Source organism: Streptomyces sp. NBC_00667, from assembly GCF_036226825.1.
Classification (GTDB): Bacteria; Actinomycetota; Actinomycetes; order Streptomycetales; family Streptomycetaceae; genus Streptomyces.
In genome coordinates this window covers 5,754,350-5,773,344 of the sequence record NZ_CP109022.1, presented here as the reverse complement: position 1 = coordinate 5,773,344, position 18,995 = coordinate 5,754,350, and the positions used below count along the sequence as shown (strand labels likewise).

General features: G+C 71.8%; 20 protein-coding genes, 1 tRNA gene and 1 pseudogene. 10 read left to right on the top strand and 12 right to left on the bottom strand.

Going from position 1 to position 18,995, the window contains the following annotated elements:
- Window positions 1-283 precede the first annotated feature (283 nt).
- A pseudogene (locus OHA81_RS26420) lies at window positions 284-964 on the top strand (PP2C family protein-serine/threonine phosphatase); the annotation flags it as partial.
- A gap of 64 nt (window positions 965-1,028) precedes the next feature.
- Here the strand turns inward: OHA81_RS26420 and OHA81_RS26415 are convergent.
- Window positions 1,029-1,601, bottom strand: coding sequence for a potassium channel family protein (locus OHA81_RS26415; protein ID WP_329199876.1), 573 nt, complete (start codon window positions 1,599-1,601; stop codon window positions 1,029-1,031).
- The gene (locus OHA81_RS26410) at window positions 1,598-2,410 is read right to left on the bottom strand and encodes a YhjD/YihY/BrkB family envelope integrity protein (protein WP_329199875.1); all 813 of its coding nucleotides are present in this window, start codon (window positions 2,408-2,410) and stop codon (window positions 1,598-1,600) included. The genes OHA81_RS26415 and OHA81_RS26410 overlap by 4 nt, the downstream gene beginning before the upstream one ends.
- Window positions 2,411-2,842: 432 nt before the next feature.
- Between OHA81_RS26410 and OHA81_RS26405 the strand changes: the two genes are divergently transcribed.
- Window positions 2,843-5,539: a LuxR C-terminal-related transcriptional regulator gene (locus tag OHA81_RS26405; protein WP_329199873.1), complete on the top strand. Its 2,697-nt coding sequence runs from the start codon at window positions 2,843-2,845 to the stop codon at window positions 5,537-5,539.
- Between the two features lie 118 nt (window positions 5,540-5,657).
- Window positions 5,658-5,855, top strand: coding sequence for a hypothetical protein (locus tag OHA81_RS26400; RefSeq protein WP_329199871.1), 198 nt, complete (start codon window positions 5,658-5,660; stop codon window positions 5,853-5,855).
- A gap of 366 nt (window positions 5,856-6,221) precedes the next feature.
- On the opposite strand, the gene OHA81_RS26395 is transcribed toward OHA81_RS26400, so the two are convergent.
- Window positions 6,222-6,626, bottom strand: coding sequence for a DUF7144 family membrane protein (locus OHA81_RS26395; RefSeq protein WP_329199869.1), 405 nt, complete (start codon window positions 6,624-6,626; stop codon window positions 6,222-6,224).
- A gap of 222 nt (window positions 6,627-6,848) precedes the next feature.
- On the opposite strand from OHA81_RS26395, the gene OHA81_RS26390 reads away from it, so the two are divergent.
- Genes OHA81_RS26390 through OHA81_RS26380 form a run of 3 tightly spaced genes read left to right on the top strand, consistent with a single transcriptional unit; the run spans window position 6,849 to window position 7,813 of the window.
- Window positions 6,849-6,998 carry a hypothetical protein gene (locus tag OHA81_RS26390; protein ID WP_329199867.1) on the top strand — a complete coding sequence of 50 codons (150 nt, stop codon included), beginning with the start codon at window positions 6,849-6,851 and terminating at the stop codon, window positions 6,996-6,998.
- Window positions 6,999-7,049: 51 nt separating this feature from the next.
- Entirely contained in the window at window positions 7,050-7,415 is a 366-nt protein-coding gene (locus tag OHA81_RS26385; protein ID WP_329199865.1) for a carboxymuconolactone decarboxylase family protein, read from the top strand.
- Window positions 7,412-7,813 (top strand): SHOCT domain-containing protein, encoded by a 402-nt coding sequence (locus OHA81_RS26380; protein ID WP_329199863.1) that lies wholly within the window; start codon window positions 7,412-7,414, stop codon window positions 7,811-7,813. The genes OHA81_RS26385 and OHA81_RS26380 overlap by 4 nt, the downstream gene beginning before the upstream one ends.
- 70 nt (window positions 7,814-7,883) lie before the next feature.
- On the opposite strand, the gene OHA81_RS26375 is transcribed toward OHA81_RS26380, so the two are convergent.
- Both OHA81_RS26375 and OHA81_RS26370 read right to left on the bottom strand, forming a co-directional pair.
- Window positions 7,884-9,302 carry a DUF2252 domain-containing protein gene (locus OHA81_RS26375; protein WP_329199861.1) on the bottom strand — a complete coding sequence of 473 codons (1,419 nt, stop codon included), beginning with the start codon at window positions 9,300-9,302 and terminating at the stop codon, window positions 7,884-7,886.
- 56 nt (window positions 9,303-9,358) lie between these two features.
- The gene (locus OHA81_RS26370; protein WP_329199860.1) at window positions 9,359-10,699 is read right to left on the bottom strand and encodes a hypothetical protein; all 1,341 of its coding nucleotides are present in this window, start codon (window positions 10,697-10,699) and stop codon (window positions 9,359-9,361) included.
- Window positions 10,700-10,847: 148 nt separating this feature from the next.
- Here OHA81_RS26370 and OHA81_RS26365 point away from each other — a divergent pair, with 148 nt between their 5' ends.
- Both OHA81_RS26365 and OHA81_RS26360 read left to right on the top strand, forming a co-directional pair.
- Window positions 10,848-11,300: a DUF6325 family protein gene (locus OHA81_RS26365; RefSeq protein WP_329199858.1), complete on the top strand. Its 453-nt coding sequence runs from the start codon at window positions 10,848-10,850 to the stop codon at window positions 11,298-11,300.
- Between the two features lie 33 nt (window positions 11,301-11,333).
- Window positions 11,334-11,615: an SHOCT domain-containing protein gene (locus OHA81_RS26360; protein ID WP_329199856.1), complete on the top strand. Its 282-nt coding sequence runs from the start codon at window positions 11,334-11,336 to the stop codon at window positions 11,613-11,615.
- Between the two features lie 135 nt (window positions 11,616-11,750).
- Here OHA81_RS26360 and OHA81_RS26355 read toward each other — a convergent pair.
- Window positions 11,751-11,824: transfer RNA gene (locus OHA81_RS26355), tRNA-Pro, on the bottom strand.
- 156 nt (window positions 11,825-11,980) lie between these two features.
- Between OHA81_RS26355 and OHA81_RS26350 the strand changes: the two genes are divergently transcribed.
- A complete protein-coding gene (locus OHA81_RS26350) occupies window positions 11,981-12,682 on the top strand; it encodes a transketolase (RefSeq protein WP_329199854.1) in 702 nt (233 codons plus the stop codon).
- A 28-nt stretch (window positions 12,683-12,710) separates the two neighbouring features.
- Window positions 12,711-13,652: a transketolase family protein gene (locus tag OHA81_RS26345; RefSeq protein ID WP_329199852.1), complete on the top strand. Its 942-nt coding sequence runs from the start codon at window positions 12,711-12,713 to the stop codon at window positions 13,650-13,652.
- Between the two features lie 12 nt (window positions 13,653-13,664).
- Here the strand turns inward: OHA81_RS26345 and OHA81_RS26340 are convergent, their stop codons facing one another.
- From OHA81_RS26340 to OHA81_RS26315, 6 genes are all read right to left on the bottom strand, one after another.
- Window positions 13,665-14,207, bottom strand: a complete 543-nt coding sequence (locus OHA81_RS26340; protein ID WP_329199851.1) for a GAF domain-containing protein — start codon at window positions 14,205-14,207, stop codon at window positions 13,665-13,667.
- A 19-nt stretch (window positions 14,208-14,226) separates the two neighbouring features.
- Window positions 14,227-14,829, bottom strand: coding sequence for a GTP-binding protein (locus OHA81_RS26335; protein WP_329199850.1), 603 nt, complete (start codon window positions 14,827-14,829; stop codon window positions 14,227-14,229).
- Window positions 14,807-15,229 carry a DUF742 domain-containing protein gene (locus tag OHA81_RS26330; protein WP_329199848.1) on the bottom strand — a complete coding sequence of 141 codons (423 nt, stop codon included), beginning with the start codon at window positions 15,227-15,229 and terminating at the stop codon, window positions 14,807-14,809. The genes OHA81_RS26335 and OHA81_RS26330 overlap by 23 nt, the downstream gene beginning before the upstream one ends.
- Entirely contained in the window at window positions 15,226-15,657 is a 432-nt protein-coding gene (locus tag OHA81_RS26325) for a roadblock/LC7 domain-containing protein (RefSeq protein ID WP_329199846.1), read from the bottom strand. The genes OHA81_RS26330 and OHA81_RS26325 overlap by 4 nt, the downstream gene beginning before the upstream one ends.
- Before the next feature lie 74 nt (window positions 15,658-15,731).
- A complete protein-coding gene (locus OHA81_RS26320) occupies window positions 15,732-17,564 on the bottom strand; it encodes an ATP-binding protein (RefSeq protein ID WP_329199844.1) in 1,833 nt (610 codons plus the stop codon).
- A 209-nt stretch (window positions 17,565-17,773) separates the two neighbouring features.
- The gene (locus OHA81_RS26315) at window positions 17,774-18,973 is read right to left on the bottom strand and encodes an MBL fold metallo-hydrolase (protein ID WP_329199842.1); all 1,200 of its coding nucleotides are present in this window, start codon (window positions 18,971-18,973) and stop codon (window positions 17,774-17,776) included.
- Between the last annotated feature and the right edge of the window lie 22 nt (window positions 18,974-18,995).

The window sequence follows — 18,995 nt, the reverse complement described above, 5'->3', positions numbered from 1 at the left end:
TACGTTCCTACGAGAATGACCCCGTCCACATACGAAGCCCCAGCTCAGGCGGCCGTCGGCGCGCGGGCTGCCTCGGCGCCGTTCGCCAATTCCGCTGCCGGATAAGGCGTGTTGTTCCTTTCGGCCCGCGGCTCGTGGGTGGCGGATAACAACGACCGGATCATCTGGCGGACGGCCCTGAGTACGCCGCGTCAGCACGGATCGTCCGGGTGGCTCCATTCGCCCATCGGGTCAGCGCGGGGTCTGCGGCGCGGGCCCTGGAGGCAGCGGCGCCATCCGAGGGGAGGCGATGCTGCCCGCCCCCACGCCGGTCGGGCACCATCGGGCAGCCGTGCGCTACCGGCCTGCCGTGGGCGCGCTGAACGTGTGCGGGGACTGGTATGACCTGGTCGACCTGCCCGGGGACCGCATCGCGGTCGCCGTCGGCGACGTGGTCGGCCATGGCCTGGGAGCCGCCTGCGTGATGGGGCAGTTGCGCAGTGCGCTGAGCGCGGCCGCCCGTGTCGCCGACGGCCCGGCCCGGGCCTTGGAAGTCCTGGGGCTGTATGCCCGCCATGTCGAGGGGGCCGAGTCGACCACGGTGGTGAAGACCTTTGTCGACTGGGACACCCACACGCTCACGTACAGCAGCGCCGGCCATCCGCCGCCTGCTCTGCTACACCCCGACGGCACGGTGACCTTCCTCGACCAGGCGACCGATCCGCCGCTCGGCGCCCGCCCCGAACACGTCCCGCGGCCGCAGGCCAGTACGGCTTTCGCCGAGGGCGCCACCCTGGTCATGTACACCGATGGGCTGATCGAGCGCCGCGACGAGGACATCGACGTGAGCCTGGGCCGCCTCGCCGACTCCCTCGTCCGTCATGGGGACACCGGCCCCGAGGTCCTGGCCGACGCTCTCCTGTCCGACCTCCTCCCGCCCGGCGGCATCACCGACGACACCGCGCTGGTCATCATCCGCCTGTGACCCGTGCCGTCGAGAATCACCTCCGTACCGCGGCGGAAGTGCGGGCGGCGGCGGTCTCCACGGTTCACGATCCGTCGCTCGGGTGCCGGGGCGGATCCTGCTGCCGCCGACGGTGCCGGACGGCAGCCACGACGAGCCGGATCCCGAGGCCGAGGACGATCAGGTCGGTGACCATCTGCCCGGTGACCACCAGCCTCGCGGTCTGGGACTTGGCGGTGATGTCGCCGAAGCCGACGGTGGCGAACACGGTGACGGCGAAGTACAGGCCGTCGGTGTGCGACAGGGGCCCTGCGAAGTTGGCCGGCGACAGCGCGGCCAGGACGACGTAGGCGGCGGCGAACAGCAGCAGGAAGAAGGGCACGCTGAGGGCCAGGGCCTCGACCGCGCGGACGACCGGGATCGGCGATCGGATGATCGTGCGGATCTGGAGGCCGACCAGCACGACGAACGCGACCAGCCCGGCGACCAGGATCGTGACGGCGAACCGTGTGGAGGTGCGGTCCAGGGGAAGGGCGTAGTAGAGGGCGAGCAGCGCGGCGACCGATGCCATCACCCTCAGCACCATCCACGCGATCCTGCCGGGGGAGAGCCCGGGCACGGACCGGTCGTCGCGTGCTGTCGTGGCGCGGCCCGTCATGACCTGCGCCGCACCCTGGCGAGGGCGCCCCGGAACGACAGACCGTGCTCCGTCCACACCAGGCCGAGTGCCGCTCCCAGCACCAGTACCACCCCGATCGCGATGAAGAAGGACATCAACGCGAACACGGTCCCGATCGACCCGTATCGCTCGTTGTAGCTGATGATCATGCCGGAGAAGATCACCGCGAACACCGCCATCATGCCCACCCAGCAGGCGCCGGTGGCGACGGCGCACGGCAGCAGCCTGCGCCAGGCCATCCTCCCGGCCAGCAGGAACCACATCGAGAACCAGAAGAAGACGAAGCTCAGCACCGTGTGCGTGATCCAGAACGGCACCGCACCGGTCCCCCGCAGCCCCGGTCCCGCCCCGGAGACCGCGAACGGCACGCCCACGACCAGTGCCAGCCACACGAAAGCGCGGAGCGAGTCCGCCGCGCCCCGGGCCCGTACGTCGAACACCCGCTGGTACAACTGCTGCACGGCCTTCGCCCCGGCCAGACCGGCCAGGACGAAGAACACCCAGGACAGCCCGTTCACCGCGGCGGAGATGGCGGAGGAAGGGGCGAACAGCGTTTCGACGTAGGCCGCGGCCTGTTCGTTGAGTCCCATGCGATGCGACAGCGACGACGCCGCCGACTGCCCGGCCAGAGCAGTCACGATCAGGAAGAACGGCACCGCGCACAGCAGCAGCGTGGAGGCCAGCAACATGGCCTGGCTGAGGAAGTCCACCGCGCCCAGCCGGTGCCACAGGGAATCGGCCCACGATCCGGTGTACTTCCCCCTCCCCCAGTCGGCCGTCCGCCGCACACGGCCGGCGCCTCCCCGCGCCGCGGACGCACCGTCCGACGCCGGGGGTCCGGCAGCCTCCGACGACCGCGCCCCCGGCTCGTCCCCCTCGCTCTTCGGAGTTCTGCTCGAGGCATTCATGTTCCTCTCCCGGTGATGCGTTCACCCGGAGGTCGGCGATCGGCTCGAGCGCGCGGATCCGAGACCCGGCACCCGGCGATCACACCGCCGGCGGCATATGCCCTACCTCCAGCCCTCGGACTCACACCCGACCTTACGGACCCGTCCGGGCATTCGACATGAACACGTACGCCATTGGTGCGCGACGGGCGAGCCCCGGCCTGCCACGCCCCGGCGGCCCTACTGCTTGCCCCCACTTCGCGCAACCGCTTCCAGCGGCTGCCGCGAGGCGGATTTGACTGCCGCGGGGTCTCTGCCAAGGTGGAAAGTGTCATGTCCGAATCCCGCGGCTCGGCCCGCGAAAGCGTTCCCGGGGGCCTGACGCCGAACGGCGACCCTGTTCTCGCTGCTCGGTTCACGCTTCCTCATGTACCCAAGACGTTCATCCGCAGGGCCCGCTTGGCGCAGTGCCTCACCCGGGCCCTGACCGGTTCGGACCGTTTGGTGCTGGTCAACGGGCCGGCGGGGGCGGGCAAGACCTTGTTGGCCGCCGACTGGGTCCGTACGGCGCTCCTGCCCGGCCCGATGGCGTGGCTGACGGTCGAGTCCGGCGACAACACCCCGGGAATCTTCTGGGCCTACGTCCTGGAGGCCTTGCGTCACCACGGAATCCCTCTGCCCGACGACATCGCCGGTCCCGCTCGCCCGAGCGAGGTCGACGACTCGCTGCTGGCCCGGCTCGCCGCACACCTGAACGGCCGGACCGACCCGGTGGTCCTCGTCCTCGACGAGTTCGAACGGATCTCCGCGCCGGAAGTTGCCGACGAACTCCAGTTCGTCCTTCACCACGCGGGGGCGGGGCTGCGCCTGCTCCTCATCAGCCGTACCGAGCCGCTGCTGCCGCTGCACCGGTACCGCGCCGCCGGCGAGCTGACGGAGATCCGCGCCGCCGACCTGGCGTTCCTGCCCGGGGAGACGGCCGAACTCGCGCGCTTGCACGGCCTGTCCCTGTCGGACGGGGGCACTCACGCGCTCACCGAACGCACCGGTGGATGGGTTGCGGGGCTGCGCCTGTGCATCCTCGCGGCGCAGCGGGCAGAGGACCCGGAGACCTTTCTGAAGGAATTCGAAACGGGGCAGAGCACCGTTGCGGACTTCCTGCTGGCCGAGGTGCTGGAAACCCAGTCCGCCGCGAGCCAGGACCTGCTGTTGCGGACCAGCATCTGCGAGCGGATCCACCCCGGCCTGGCGAACGCCCTCACCGGACGGGAAGATGCCGCTCCCGTCCTCGCGGAACTGCAGCGCGCGAACGCGTTCGTCGAGCCGATCAGCCACTCGTGGTACCGGCTGCATCCCCTCTTCGCCGAGATCCTGCGCGCTCACCTGAACACCAGGCACCCCGGGCTGGAACACGAACTGCACGGCACGGCCGCCCGATGGCTGAGCGACGCCGGCCTGGTTGCGGAGGCCCTGCCGCACGCCGCCGACGCGGGGGACTGGGCGTTCGCCGCGGACCGGCTCGTTGACGACCTGGCGATCGGACAGCTCTTCACAGGGCTGAACGCGGACCGGCTCCGCGCGTTGTTCACCAGGATGGCGCCGGACACGCCCGGTCCCGCCGCCGGCCTGGTTCGCGCCGCCTGTGAGCTGGCTCGCTGCGACGTCGGCCGAGGGCTCGCGGACCTGGGCCGTGCCGAGGCACATCTGCCGCCGGTCGAAGCACAGGACGCGTCGGCCGCCCACCTGAGCTGTGCGTTGCTGCGGGTGATGGCCGGCCGGCTGCTCGGCTCGGCGGACATGGTCGAGTCCGCCTCCCGGCGGGCCCAGGAGCTCGAGGGACGGGAGGCCCTCGCGGAGCGTCTGGAGGCGCATCCGGAGATGCGCGTACTCAGGTTCGCCGCTCTGGGATCGGCTCGGCTGTGGGCGGGCCGCTTCGACGCGGCCCGGGCGGCGCTGACCTCTGCGGTGGAGGCGTCTCACGGGCCCTCCACTGCCCAGACGCAGCACGATGCCCTGGGCCGGCTCGCCCTGATCGACTTTCTCGAAGGGTGGCCGGGCCGGGCCGAGGAGCAGGCGCGGCTGGCGATCGCGGAGGCGGAGCGGTTCGGCTTGCCGCCCTCGGGTCGCACCTCCCTCGGGCGGCTGGTGCTGGCGGGCATCGACATCGAGCGCGACGATCTCGTCTCCGCCCGGGCCCATCTCCACCGGGCAACCCCGTCGTCTCCTTGCGCCCGTGACCCGATCACCGCGTGGTGGTGGTCCGTCACGCGCTCGCGGCTGCTGGTTGCCGGCGGCGACCCCGTCCAGGCCCTCCAGGTCCTCGACGACATGCGGGAGACGCCGTCAGCCACCTCACCGCCCTTCTGGGTGGACGGTCAAATGGCGCTGGCCGCGGCCGCGGCCCATACGGCTCGGGGACACCCGTGGTCAGCGGTCGAGGTGCTGGCCGAGTGGCAGGACGCAGGGCTGCACTACGCGATCGCTTCGGCCCACGCCCGGCTGGCGGCCGGTGACCGCGACGCGGCCCGCGCGCTCCTCGACGCGTTGCCCGGCCCCAACGGCCACGGGCCGGCCGTGACGGTCCGGGCCCTGCTGGTGCGGGCGCAGGTGGCTCGCATGCTGGGTGACGAGGCCACGGCCCGGCATCTCATCGCCCGTGCCCTTACCGTCGCCCGGCCCGGGCGTCTGAAGCGGCCGTTCTTGGAGGCCGGCCCCTGGCTCGGGCAACTGCTCGGCAGCGGGTCCCCTCCGGGGCGGGCGCATGACTGGCTGTCGATCGGTCCGGTGGCAAAGGCGCAGGCCGCGGATGGCGTTGGGGCCGGCCCTGCTCCCGTGGCCGAGGCGCTCAGTGACCGGGAACGCGAAGTCCTGGGCCTACTGGCCCAGATGATGTCCACGCAGGAAATCGCCGCAGAGCTGTTCCTGTCCGTCAACACGGTCAAGACCCACTTGAAGAACATCTACCGCAAGCTCGCCGTGACCCGGCGTGGTGAGGCCGTGCGCCGGGCCCGGGAACTCCATCTGCTGTGACGCCCCTGCGACGGCCGGCCGAGGTCACCCGGCCAGGGTGATGCGCCGCTCCGCACGACGGCGCAGCATGGGGTACGCGGGGGCCTGGAGGGACTCCAGCTGCGAGGGATGCGTGTTCATGGAATACGAGTTCCGCATCGAGGGGCAGATGTCGAGGACGATGACCGACGCGTTCCCGGAGCTGGAGGGCTGCGTCGTGTCCGGACAGACCTTGCTGTTCGGTCAGGTCATCGACGAGGCGCATCTCTACGGGCTGCTCGCGCGGTTCCAGTCGCTGGGCCTCCATGTGGTGGAGATGCGCAGGACCGCTCTCTGACGGGACATGACTCATCGGCGGACGCAACTGCCGTGGCAGCGGGCTCATTTGCAACCCCCCTCACACGGGCAGGGCGCGTCGTGCGACCGCTCGGCGTCGGCTTCCGCATACAGGCGCGTGATCAGCGCGGGGGTTGTCCCTGACCCAGCAGTCCGGCCATCGTGGGCATCGGCCGGTCGAAGGCGCAGTCCAGGCTGCAGATCGCCCCGGCCGGCTCGGCCGGCAGGCGGCACGTCCTGCCCCGGGCACCACGACTTCGAGCGGTGCTCGGGGGCAGGTCAGTGTGGTGGCGGCGGAGGGCGTTCCGTAGCAGCTTCCGCTCACCCTCTCACCGCCTCACCGCAGGCGGCCGCTTCGGCATGTCCGTCAGGGCTCTCGCCGCACGACGCACAGGCCCCAGATGACGAAGGCGTACAGCGCGATCAGGATGATCGACCAGAACGGGTAGTACGGGATCGACAGGAAGTTCGCGATGATCAGCAGTCCCGCGATGCAGACGCCGGCGACCCGGGCCCACGTGGCGCGGGCGAAGAGGCCGGCGCTGACGAGCAGGGCGATCACGCCGAGGATCAGCTGGATCCAGCCCCAGCTGGTCAGGTCGAACTTGAAGAGGTAGTTGGGGGTGGAGACGTAGACGTCGTCGTCGACGATCGCCATGATGCCGCGGAGGACGTCCAGGACGCCGGCGATGAACAGCAGGATGGCGGCGAACGTCGTCAGTCCGCCTGCCGCCCCCTCGGCTGTGTCCGAGCGGTTGTGAGTCGTGGTCATGGGTCTTCCTCACTTCGTCGGTGCGACGCAGCAGCCAACGCTGCTTCTTCCAGCATGTGAGGCGGCTCGGCAGGAATGATCACCCGCGGCGGGTGATGTCCGCAGGCCGGATCGCTGGTGCTCTGGCATCCCACGGACGGAGAGGGCCGGAGCCTGTCACCCGTGACGGGTGAGGCGAGACCGGCTGTTCCCGGTGAGAGTGGTCAGCAGTACATCCACGCGGTGGACGTCTTACGCGACTGCCGAGGACCGTTCCCGTTCCCCCGCGGCACGATCGACGGGGTCGTCGTCGATGTGTCCGGCGATCGCTACGTCGACCACGAGGCACAGGTAGTCGACCACGAGGCACAGGTATACGTGCTGCTCGACTGAACGGGCGCGATGCCCACGGCCAAGGAACGAGCCGGAAGAAGGGAGCCGGAGATGGCCGGGAATGCGGACGGGGCGCAGGACGTCAACGCCCCTGACGAGTCGGACGCCCCCGTGTTCGACACTCTGGTCCAGATGACGCTCAACGCGTTCGAGCGATCCGGTCTGGACCCCGAGACGTACCTGCTGACCCGCATCGCGGCGCTGGTGGCCCTGGGGGCCTCCCCCGCCTCGTACCTGCTCAACGTCGGCGCCGCCGACGACATCGGCGTGCCCCCGGAAAAGGTCCGGGGCACCCTCGTGGCCATCGCCCCCGTGGTCGGCACCGCCCGCGTGGTGGCCGCCGCCGGCGGCATCGGTGAAGCTTTCGGGCTGCGCTTGTTGCCCGGCGGGGGAGAGGAAGAAGGAGCGGTGAAATGAATCTGGCCTACGACTACCCGGTCCTCGGAGCGTTCTGGACGGTCATGTGGATCTTCCTCTGGATCCTGTGGATCGTCCTGCTCTTCCGGATCATCGTCGACATCTTCCGGGACGACACGCTCGGCGGGGGCGGCAAGACCGGATGGCTCATCTTCGTGGTGCTGCTGCCGTTCCTCGGCGTGTTCGTCTACGTCCTGGCCCGGGGCAAGGGCATGGGCAAGCGCGAGGTGAAGCACGCCCAGGAGCAGAAGCAGGCTTTCGACGAATACGTCCGGGACGCCGCCTTCAGTGGGGCCGGGAGCGAGGCGGATCAACTCGCCAAGCTCTCCGAGATGCGCGCCAAGGGCGACATCACCGACGCCGAATTCCAGCAGGCCAAGGCGAAGATCCTCCACTGAGCGCCGGGAGGTCGCGTCGCACCGGCCGCCGGCGGCAGCCGGTGCGGCGCCCTGTGACGCTTCCTCGGGATCAGGCGGCCTCGGCCCGCAGCCGCCCGGCCTTGATGGCGTCGACGAGCGCCTGGTGGTCCCGCTCGTTCTGGTCGGCGTACCGCTCTGCGAACGTCACCAACGCCCGGTCGAACGAATCGCCGCCGCCCAGATACGCGGCGATGGCGATGCGGTCACCGGACCTGGCGTGCGCGCGGGCCAGCGTCGCCCCGCACAGAGCGCCGAACGTGCGCATGCCACGCGGCACCATCTCTTCGGCCACCGCCACCCACTTCCAGTCCCGCAACTGCCTCACGTAGAAGTCCCGCCGTCGCCCGTCGATTCCGTCGACCCGCTCCCAACCCAGGAAGATGTCGCTGGTGGCCTGCATCAGCCGCTGCCCGGAGACGACCCGCTCGCCCTGCGTCGGGTAGGCGCTGGGCCCGGCGTGGGGCGCCAGCACGGACTCGTCGGCCTCCTTTGCCTGGAGGAACAGCGGGTCCTTGCCGTCCCGGCCCAGCAGGAGCACGATCCAGCAGCGCGTGCCCACACTGCCGACGCCCACGACCTTGCGTGCCATGTCGGCCACCCGGTACTGCTCCAGCAGGAACCGCCGGTCCGACTGGAGGGTTTTGCCGTAACGCTCCATCAGTCGGGTGATCTGCTGCTCCAGCCGCTCGCGCGATGCGTCCGGCAGCAGGTCCTCCAGAGGGGTGATGAGCGGCGGATCGGGGGTGATCCGCCGCTTGCCGTCGACGATCGTGGTGAGCTTGTCGAAGACCTGAACGGTGTCGTGCGCCCGTGCCTTGGTCACGGCCTGCGCCCAGCGTTCACGGCCCCGCGCGGACAGGTCCGCCCCGAACCGGCCCTGTACCCATGCCTCGTCGAACTGGGCGTACCAGACGGCCAGGTTGCCGATACCGGCGAAGGCCCGCATGCTCTCGCGGTAGGAGCGCACGGTGGCCCGTACGATCTTCGCCCGCTCCTTGGTGCTGAAGCCGTTTTCCCGGCCGGCGATGACGAGGCTGGCGGCCAGCCGCTTGACGTCCCACTCCCAAGGGCCGGGCAGCGTCTCGTCGAAGTCGTTGATGTCGAACATGAGCCGGCGCTCAGGGGAGGCCAGCAGCCGGAAGTTCAGCATGTGGGCGTCACCGCACAGTTGGGCGCGGAGCCCCGTCCTCGGTGTGTCCGCGAGGTCCGACGCCATGATGGCGGCGGCCCCGCGGTAGAACCGGAACGGCGACTCGGACATCCTTCCGTAGCGGATCGGTACGAGTTCGGGCAGCCGCGTCGCCGACTGCCGCTCGATGATCTCCAACGGATCCGGCCGCTCGGGCCCCGGCGAGAACTCGACGTGGCTGGAGCGGGGTACGGCGGCCCGCGCCTCCTTGCCCAGCGCGGCCCGCTCCCGTGCAGTGCGGTGCCGCAGGGTGCGGCCGTCCAGGTGGTTCTCGGCCATGGCAGCGGCTCCAGGGATGGACACGTGACTCGGCAGGGCACTCGGGACGGGCAGGGTCAGTGGGCGGCGGTACCGGCCCGGGGCGAAGCCGCCGGTGCGGAGCCGCCGTCGTCCAGGAATTCGCGGATCGCAAAGCCCACCAGGACGATCACGGCGGTCCACACCACGACCGCCGTCGTCGGGTAGCTCCAGGTGAACAGCACGATCGCGGCGATCACCAGGATGGCCACCCCGATCCATCGCTTGAAGCGGTGGACGAACCGCCCGACCGCACCGAGACGAAGCCCCGCCGATGTCGTCACGTCGCGCAGGGCGCCGATGCTCCTGCGGCAACCGGTCCGCGTGAGGACGGCGATCCGGGACGGCCCCGCGAGGAAGGCGGCGACGGCGGTGAAGAGGGCGACCGCGGCGAGCGCCCGCACACCGGCCCGCAGGAACTTCACCAGTGCGTCGTACACGGTTCCCGCCGCGGCCTGGGACGCCCCGGGGGGCAGATGGTTGAGATAGACGTCGCGGGCGACGGTGAGGCCGATCCCGAGAACCAGCATGGCGACGAACACGGCCAGCGCGGCCCCGATGAGCGCGTGCCGGCGGTTGAACGCCACGTACACTCCGGCGGCCGCGAACAGCAACGCGATGACGGGCAGCCAGCCGCCGAGGATCTCCAGCACTCTCATGTAGGTCTTGATCTTGCCGACGTCTTCCGACGCGAACACCACGAAGTTCGTGTGGACGGCCGGGATCTTCGCTGCCGGTGAGAAGCCCGCGTCGACCAGCTGGTCCTTCACCTGGGCGACGATCGGACCGAGGTCGATGACGACCTGGTTGTTCTCGAGCTTGACCGCGCTGTCGGAATGACCCGTCAGCGCCTTGTCCAGCGCCGTGTGCGCCCTGCGGTTGCCGTTCACCCAGACCTTCTCGAACGCACTGCTGGTGACCACCCGCTCCACCGTGCTGCTGACCACCCGCTTGAGACCGCTCGAGATCGGTTTGTCCAGACCGCCCAGCAACGTGGCCAGCCGCGGTGGGGCACCTTTCTCCGCGGCCGCGTCCGTCAGCTCCTTGACCAGCGCGTCCACGTCGATCTGCGCCAGCACGGCGGCGGTGACCCGGTTGGTGACCGCCTCCTGCACGTCGGGATCGCTCGCCAGCGGCCCGACGGTGGCGACGTAGCGGTCGGTGTCCTGCACGATGCTGTTGGCCCACACCGCCACGACGGACAGCATCGACAGCAGCGCGGCGAGGAGGATCAGCACCGCCGAGCCGAGTGAGCGAAGCGGGTGGTGCCGTGGCAGACCTGCCGGCCGGGAACCCTCCAGGGCGTTCACCCGCTGCCGCAGATCGGCCAGCTCGCTGCGCTCCGCGGCCGAGAGCTGCTTGCCACCGTGGTCGCTCATGGCCCCCAGCAGATCTGTCCGGCGAACGGCGCGCGACCTGGGCCGAGCCAGTCGGGTGAACGGGTACCGAGGTGCGACGGCGGCACCCCGATGATGCAATTGGGTGAGGGGGTCACCGGGAGCATGAGCGAACACCAGAGGTGACGTCGTGAGCGACGAATTCGAAGAAGTGGGCGAAGTGGGCCCGATCGACTATCTGGTCGTCGAGTTTCCCGGTAACCGGATGACGGGCGAGGGCTTCCCCATCCTCGTCGATCTCGTGGACCGCGGCCTGATCCGGATCCTGGACCTGATGTTCGTCAAGAAGGACGACGACGGATCCGTGACCGGCATGGAGATCGCAGACCTCACCGGCGACGGCCGGCTCGACCTGGCCGTCTTCGAGGGAGCGTCGTCAGGGCTCCTGGGCCAGGATGACCTCGAGGAGGCGGGCGCCGCGCTGGAGCCCGGCAGTTCCGCAGGCATCCTGATCTACGAGAACCTGTGGGCCGCCCCCTTCGCCGCCGCGCTGCGTCGCGGCGGAGGCCGGATGGTCGCCTCCGGGCGGATCCCGGTGACCGACCTCGTCGACGCCCTCGAGGCGATCGAGGCCGCTCACTAGGGCAGAGCTCGACAGGACAGAAGGGACACAGCCATGCCAGGTCTCCTCCGCGGGGTAGCGCGCACCGCCGTCGTCGCCGGAACGGCGACCGCCGTGTCGAACCGTGTATCACGCCGACAGCAGGGACGATGGGCGGCGCAGCAAGAACCCCAGCCGGCGTCCTACGCCGAACCGCCGGCGGCTCCGGCGGCTCCGGCGGCTCCCGACATGACGAGCAAGATCGAGCAGCTGAAGCAGCTCGGCGAGCTTAAGAACCAAGGCGTGCTCACAGAGGCCGAGTTCGAGGAACAGAAGCGCAACATCCTCGCGTCATGAGTCGCTGGTCATGGGGCCGGGTGCGCTGACGCGGGCAAGGCGGGTCTGTCCCCGAGTACCCGAGTGGTCCCCACAAACGATCGAGGGCCGTTGCAGATTTCTCTGCAACGGCCCTCGACCTACGACTCTCTTGAGTCGGGACGACAGGATTTGAACCTGCGACCCCTTGACCCCCAGTCAAGTGCGCTACCAAGCTGCGCCACGTCCCGAGCGCCGCTGACCTGGGGTTTCCCCCGGCCGAACCGGCAGGGAAACAATACCGCACTTCACGGGGTGGCCGCGCGCACATTCACCTTCCGGGTCATCTGACGGACGGGGCCACCGGCGCTTGACCTCAAGCAGGCTTGAGGTTGCACGGTAGGTGCATGACGCAAACACACGGGGACACGGAGCTCCGCTACGAGGACCTGGGCCGTCTCCTCTCGCTCATGACCGGCGCCGAGAAGCACGGGGCCGCCGCCACCTCCACGCTCGACGTGCTCTGGGTGCTGTACGACCGGGTGCTGCGGGTCGGACCCGGAACCGCGCAGGACGTGGAGCGCGACCGGTTCCTGCTGTCCAAGGGGCACGGGCCGATGGCGTACTACGCCGTACTCGCCGCCAAGGGGTTCTTCCCCGTGGAGTGGCTCGGCGGCTTCGGCGGGTTCGACTCCCCGCTCGGGCACCACCCCGACCGCACCTTGATCCCCGGCGTCGAGATCGGCAGCGGCTCCCTCGGGCACGGGCTGCCGCTGGCCGTCGGCACCGCGCTGGGTCTGCGCGCGCAGGGGCTGGACGACCCGGCGGTATGGGTGCTGATCGGAGACGCGGAGCTGGACGAGGGGAGCAACCACGAGGCGCTCGCCTACGCCGGTTCGGCCGGGCTGGAGCGCCTGCACACCGTGGTGATCGACAACGACTCGGCGACCCACGGCTGGCCCGGCGGGATCGCCTCCCGCTTCGAGGCCGCCGGCTGGTCGGCGACCACCGTGGACGGCCGGGACCACGCCGCACTGCACGCCGCCTTCACGGCGCCGCACCCGGGCCGGCCGCACGCCGTCGTGGCCCGCGTCGAGAAGAAGTTCTGAGACCACGCGCACAAGGGGATGGGGAGAAATGGACACCATGCGGGAGCGGTTCATCACGGTCACGTCGAGGATGCTCGACGAGGACCCCCGGCTGGCACTCGTACTCGCCGAGATCACCATGGACGGGTTTCGCCCCGCCCTGCGGCGCCACCCCGACCGGGTGATCAACGTGGGCATCCGGGAGCAGCTCCTCGTCGGAGTGGGCGGCGGACTCGCCCTGACCGGGCTGCGGCCGATCGTGCACACGTTCGCCAGCTTCCTGGTGGAGCGGCCGTTCGAGCAGGTCAAGCTGGACTTCGGGCACCAGGACACGGGCGGCGTCCTGGTCAGCGCGAGCGCCAGCTACGACTGGCCTGCCGGCGGGTTCACCCACATGGCACCCGGCGACGTGGCCCTCCTCGACACCCTCGACGGCTGGACCGTGCACGTGCCGGGCCACCCCGACGAGGCGGAGGCGCTGCTGCGCGACGCGTACGCCGCCGGGGACGACAAGGTGTACGTCCGCCTCAGCGAGCAGACGAACACCGAGCCGCGTCCCGTCATCGGGCCGGGCCCGCACACCGTGCGGGAGGGGCGGGCGGGGGTGGTGCTGGCGGTCGGCCCGCTGCTGGACAACGTCCTCGCCGCGACGGAGGGCATGGACGTGACCGTGCTGTACGCGACGACCGTACGGCCCTTCGACGACGCGGCCCTGCGCGCCGCCGTCGGGCGGGGCACGCCGGCCGATGTGGTCCTGGTCGAGCCGTACCTCGCCGGGACGTCCACGGCTGCGGCGAACGACGCCCTCGGCGACGTTCCGCACCGGGTCCTGGGCCTGGGCGTCGGCCGCGCGGAACTCCGGCGCTACGGCACCATCGCCGAACACACCGCCGCCCACGGCCTGGACGCCCGCTCGCTGAGGGAGCGGATCTCCGCCTTCCTGCGCCCGGAGGGCCCGAACCGCGGGACGAGCCCGGCCCCAGGGCCCTAAGGCCCTAAGGCCCTAAGGGCTGTCCTCCCGCTCCCGCAGCAGCCCCGCGAGCTCCGCCGCGAGCGCCTTCACCGTCCCCAGCCCCTCGGTCCCCCACCGCCTCGGCGCCACGTCCACCGCGCACACCGTCCCGAGGACGGAGCCCCGCCGGTCCGTCAGCGGGGCTCCCGCGTAGGAGCGCACCCCGCTCTCGTCCACGACGGCGTTGCCCGCGAAGCGCGCGAAGTCCCGTACGTCCTCCAGGACCAGCGCCCGCCTCCGGACCACCACATGGGGGCAGTACCCGCGGTCGCGGGTCAGCACGCGGGCCGGGTAACCGCTCGGCGGGGCGTCGGGCCGGTGGTGGAGGCCCGCGAAGAACTGCCGTTCCTCACCGATGAAGTTGACCCCCGCGTACGGTACGTCCAGGGTCTGCGCGATCCGCCGCGCGAAGGCGTCGAGTTCCGCGTCGGGCCGCTCGCCGAGCCCCAGTTCGCGCAGCCGGACCGCGCGGGCGGGTGCCTCCCGGTCCACCGGGGTGAGCAGCAGATGGCCGGTCGATTCGTAGTACGTCATGACGGTTCTCCCGATCCTCCTAGGTGGCCAGGTCCGCCGCGCTCGCGGACCTGGCGTTGAACAGCAGGTGGTGGACGAGGGCGGCCAGCGCCCCCGTGCCGGAACTGGTCAGCCGGGCGTCACACCGCACGACGGGCACCTCCGGTCCGAGCCCCACCGCCTCCCGGACCTCGGCGGGCGTGTAGCGGTGGCAGCCGTCGAACTCGTTGACGGCGACGACGAATGCGATCCCGCGCCGCTCGAAGAAGTCCACGGCCGGGAAGCAGTCCGCGAGACGGCGCGTGTCCGCGAGGACCACCGCCCCCAGCGCGCCGGCGCACAGCTCCTCCCAGAGGAACCAGAAGCGCTGCTGCCCGGGCGTGCCGAAGAGGTACAGGACGTGCCCCCCGTCGAGGGTGATCCTTCCGAAGTCCAGCGCGACGGTGGTCGTCGTCTTCGTCTCCACCCCCTCCAGCGGGTCGGCGCCCTCGCCCAGGTCGCTCAGCCGCTCCTCCGTGCACAGCGGCTCGATCTCGCTCACCGCGCCCACGAAGGTGGTCTTCCCCGCTCCGAACCCGCCCGCGACCAGGATCTTCAAGGTCGCGGGCAGGCCCCGGCCGTCACAGCCTTCGGCGTAGGCCATCGAGCACCGCCCGCAGCAGGTCCAGGTCGTCGGCGGGGAGCGAGTCACCGCCCGGGAACCTCGGCGTCCGCGCCTCCACCGCCCCGTGTTCCATCAGGTCGGACAGCAGCACCTTCACCACCCCCGTCGGGAGCCGTAGCTGACCGGCCACCTCGGCGACCGTCACCGCCGCCGCGCCGGCGCACAAGCGCAGCGCGAGGGTGTGTTCCGCGCCGAGGGGCGCACGCGGGCGTACGCCCGTCGCCGTCACCACCGAGAGCAGGTCGAGCGCGGCGGCGGGCCGGGTCCGGCCGCCGCTCGCCGTGTACGGCCGCATGACCCGGCCCGCCGTGTCGTCCAGCCAGGGGGCGGTCTCCCGCCGGGTGCCGGACCCGTAGGCCCCCCGCGCCGCGGCCCTCATCGTTCGCCGTCGGCGACGGGCCGACGCGGCGGGGCCGCCAGGTAGGGACGTACGCTCTTCACCAGCATCGCCATCTCGTAGCCCAGCACACCCGCGTCGGCCTCCCGGTCCGCCAGCACCGCGAGGCAGGTGCCGGACCCGGCCGCCGATACGAAGACCAGCGCCGAGTCGAGTTCCACCACCACCTGCCGGACCTCCGCGCCGTCCGCGAACCGGGATCCGGCGCTGCGGCCCAGCGAGTACAGGCCCGAGGCCAGCGCCGCCAAGTGGTCGGCGCTGTCGGCGTCCAGGCCGTGCACGCAGCTGACCAGGCCGTCCGCCGTGAGCAGCACCGCGCTGCGCGTGTACGGCACGCGTTGCACCAGGCCGCCGAGCAGCCAGTCGAGATCCGAGAGCCGGCTTGTCCCGGTCGCCACTTCGCCGCTCATGAGGGTGCGCTCCTTGCTGGGGTGGGGGTGGGGGTGGGGAAGGGAGGCGGCCGGGGGCCGGTCGCCGGACGGCGTCATGCCGGGGGCTCCGACCCGGCCCTGTCGAAGCCGCGCCGGAAGGCCGCCATCAGGCCGGGATCGTGTACGGGCGGCTCGGCTTCCGGGGCCCGGCGCGGGGCGGGGGCCTCGCGCAACTCGGGCACGAGGTGCTCCTGGGCGCGGCGCCGGGGCAGCGTCGGCCGGTCGGGATCCCTCCGCGCGGCGGGCACGGTGACTGCCGCGGGCACCAGGCCTCCGGCGGCGGCGCCGGGGCCCGCGTGGCATGCGGCCCCCGCTCCGGCGCCGGGGCCCGCGTCCAAGGCGGGGCCGGCATCCAAGGCGGGGCCCGCATCCAAGGCGGGGCCCGCTTCGAAGCCCGGGCCGGCTTCGAAACCTGGCCCGCGCCCCCCGTCGGACACGGCGTACGGGGCCGGCCCGGCCACCGGCTCCGCGAGCGGCTCCGTACGCGGCCACGGCACCGGCTCCACCCGCACCGGCACCGGCTCCGGCTCCGCCCACGTCGGCACCGACGGGGCCGCGGCCGCCGGTTCGGCCCGGTGCGGCGCGGGCGGCACGCGTACCGGCTCCAGCACAGGCACCGCCGCCCCCACCCCGGTCCCCCACGACGTGGCCGTCGAACCGCCCTGCGCGTCGGCGGCGCCCGGCGCCTGCGCGCCCAGCAGCTCGTGCGGCAGTACGAGCACGGCACGCACCCCGCCGTAGATGTTGGACTTGAGCTCGACGGCGACCCCGTGCCTGCGCGCGAGCGCCGACACCACGAACAGGCCGATCCGGCCGTCCGCCAGCAGGTGCCGCACGTTGACCTGATCGGGGTCGCCCAGCAGGGCGTTCATCCGGTGCTGCTCCTCGGCCGGCATGCCCAGCCCCCGGTCCTCCACCTCGACCGCGATCCCTGCGGTGACGCGTTCGGCGCGCACCACCACGTCGGTGTCGGGGGCGGAGAAGACGGTGGCGTTCTCGATGAGCTCGGCCAGCAGGTGGACGACGTCGGCGACGGCGTGTCCGCGCACGGTGCCGCCCGCCGGGGGCACCACCTTGACCCGGGTGTACTGCTCGACCTCCGCTACGGAGGACCGCAGCACCTCGCTCAGGTCGATGGGCCGGGTCCACTGCCGCCGGGAGGCGGCGCCGCCGAGCACGGCGAGGTTCTCGGCGTGGCGCCGGATCCGGGTGGCCAAGTGGTCGACGTGGAAGAGCTCTTTGAGCAGGTCCGGGTCCTCGACCGTGTCTTCGAGGTCGTCCAGCAGGGAGATCTCGCGGTGCACGAGGGACTGGAGCCGGCGCGCCAGGTTGACGAAGACCTCGACCTTGCGGTCGCTGTCGGACGGGGCGGCGGCCTGTCCGGCCAGCCGTACGAGGACTTGGTGCGCCTGCTCACGGGCGCCGCGCAGCTCCTGCGCGAGCAGCCAGAACTCGTCCACGCCCGCGGGGTCGGTGCCCGGCGGGATCCCGCCCGGACCGCCGGGCACCGGACGGGGCGGGGCCTCGCCCCGCTCCAGCCGGTCTGCGGCCGCCCGCAGTTCCTGGCGGCCGCGGAGGCTGGAGCGGCGCAGCGCCTCGCACCGTTCGCGTACGGCCTTCGCCGCGCGCCGGCCCCCGAGCAGGGCTGCGGCGAGCGCACCGACGACGAGCAGCCCGCAGCCGGTGAGTGCCGGCCACAGCCGGGGGTCGCGGGTGCCCGCACCGCCACCGAGCTGCAGGGTGAAGATCACGGCGGCGGCGCCGCTGAGCCCGGCGGCGAGCGTGGGCAGGACGGCGGCCCGGACCAACTGGGGGCGTAACTGCCGGCCGGGGCCGGTGGCGGCGAGTCTCGACGGAGCGTGGCGGGCGGCGCGGTATCCGGACATCGGGGTCCTCGGTACGTGGGGCTTCCGGGCCCCCGGCACTGCCAAGGCCCGGTGTTGATCACCGGATACCCACGCTAGACCGCACGGTCCCACCCCGGGCCGCCAGTTGGGCAACTTCACCGGGGTCTTACCGCCTGGGAAGGAGCGCTCGTACGGCCGCCCGAATCCGCCGTCGGCGCCGTGCGGTCACCGGCGGCGGCGCGTGGCCGTTACGAGCCCACCGACTCCGGCTCCTCGTGCGGCAGCGCGGGCTTCGACCTGGCGGCGGCCGGACGGGCGGCGGGTGCCGTCACCGGGGCGGCGTTCGCGACGAAGGGGCGCCACCACGGCTCGGCAGGCGCGTCGGCGGCTCCCGGCTCGAAGGGCTGGCCGGGTACCGGCAGGGCGATCGCCGCACCGGCCGCCTCCGCCGCGGCGAAGGTGCCCTCGCCGGGCTCGTCCCACGGGTGCGGGGCCAGGTTGAAGGTGCCCCAGTGGATCGGCAGCATCGTGCCGTGCGGGGTGCCGCCCTGGAGGTCGAGGTGGGCGCGCATGCCCTCCTCGGGGGTCATGTGGATGTCGGGCCAGTACTCGGAGTACGCCCCGATCTGGATCATGGTGGCGTCGAACGGCCCGTGCGCGGCGCCGATCTCCTGGAAGCCGGGGAAGTAGCCCGTGTCACCGCTGTGGTAGATCCGGTGCGCGTCGCCCTGGACGACCCAGGACGCCCACAGGGTGAACTGCTGGTTGCGCAGGCCGCGTCCGCAGAAGTGCCGGGCGGGGGTGGCGGTGAGGGAGAGCCCGGCGACCTTGGTGCTCTCGTTCCAGTCCAGCTCGCGCAGCCGTTCCGCGGGGACGCCCCAGCGCTCCAAGTGGGCGCCGACGCCGAGCGGGACGGCGAAGACCGTGTCCGTACCGGCGAGCGCCTTGATCGTCGGGAGGTCGAGGTGGTCGTAGTGGTCGTGCGAGATCACCACGACGTCGACCTCCCCGAGCGAGGCCAGCGGTACCGGCACCGGGTGCAGCCGCTTGGGCCCGGCGAAGGGGAAGGGGGAACACCGCTCGCCCCAGACCGGGTCGAACAGCACGCGGCGGCCGTCGATCTCGGCGAGGACGCTGGAGTGCCCCATCCAGGTCAGCCGCAGTCTGCTCGCCGGCGGCTTGGCGAGCTCGGCCAGGGTCGTCGGGTACACCGGGACGGGTGCACCCGGGCTGCGCCGCAGGCGCTGCTCCTTGTGGAAGTAGATCTTGGCGAACTCCGCCATGGAACCGGAAGGCCTGGTCCGGGCCCCCACCGGGTTCTGGAAGACTCCATCGGCGAAGTTCGGCGAGCGCAGGATCCGCTCCAGCCGGGCACCGGACGGGTCCGCGCCGAAGGCTTCGGGCCGCAGGGCGCGCAGCCGGGGACGCAGGGGACGGGAGTCGGACAAGGCGCCTCCTGGGAGGATGGGG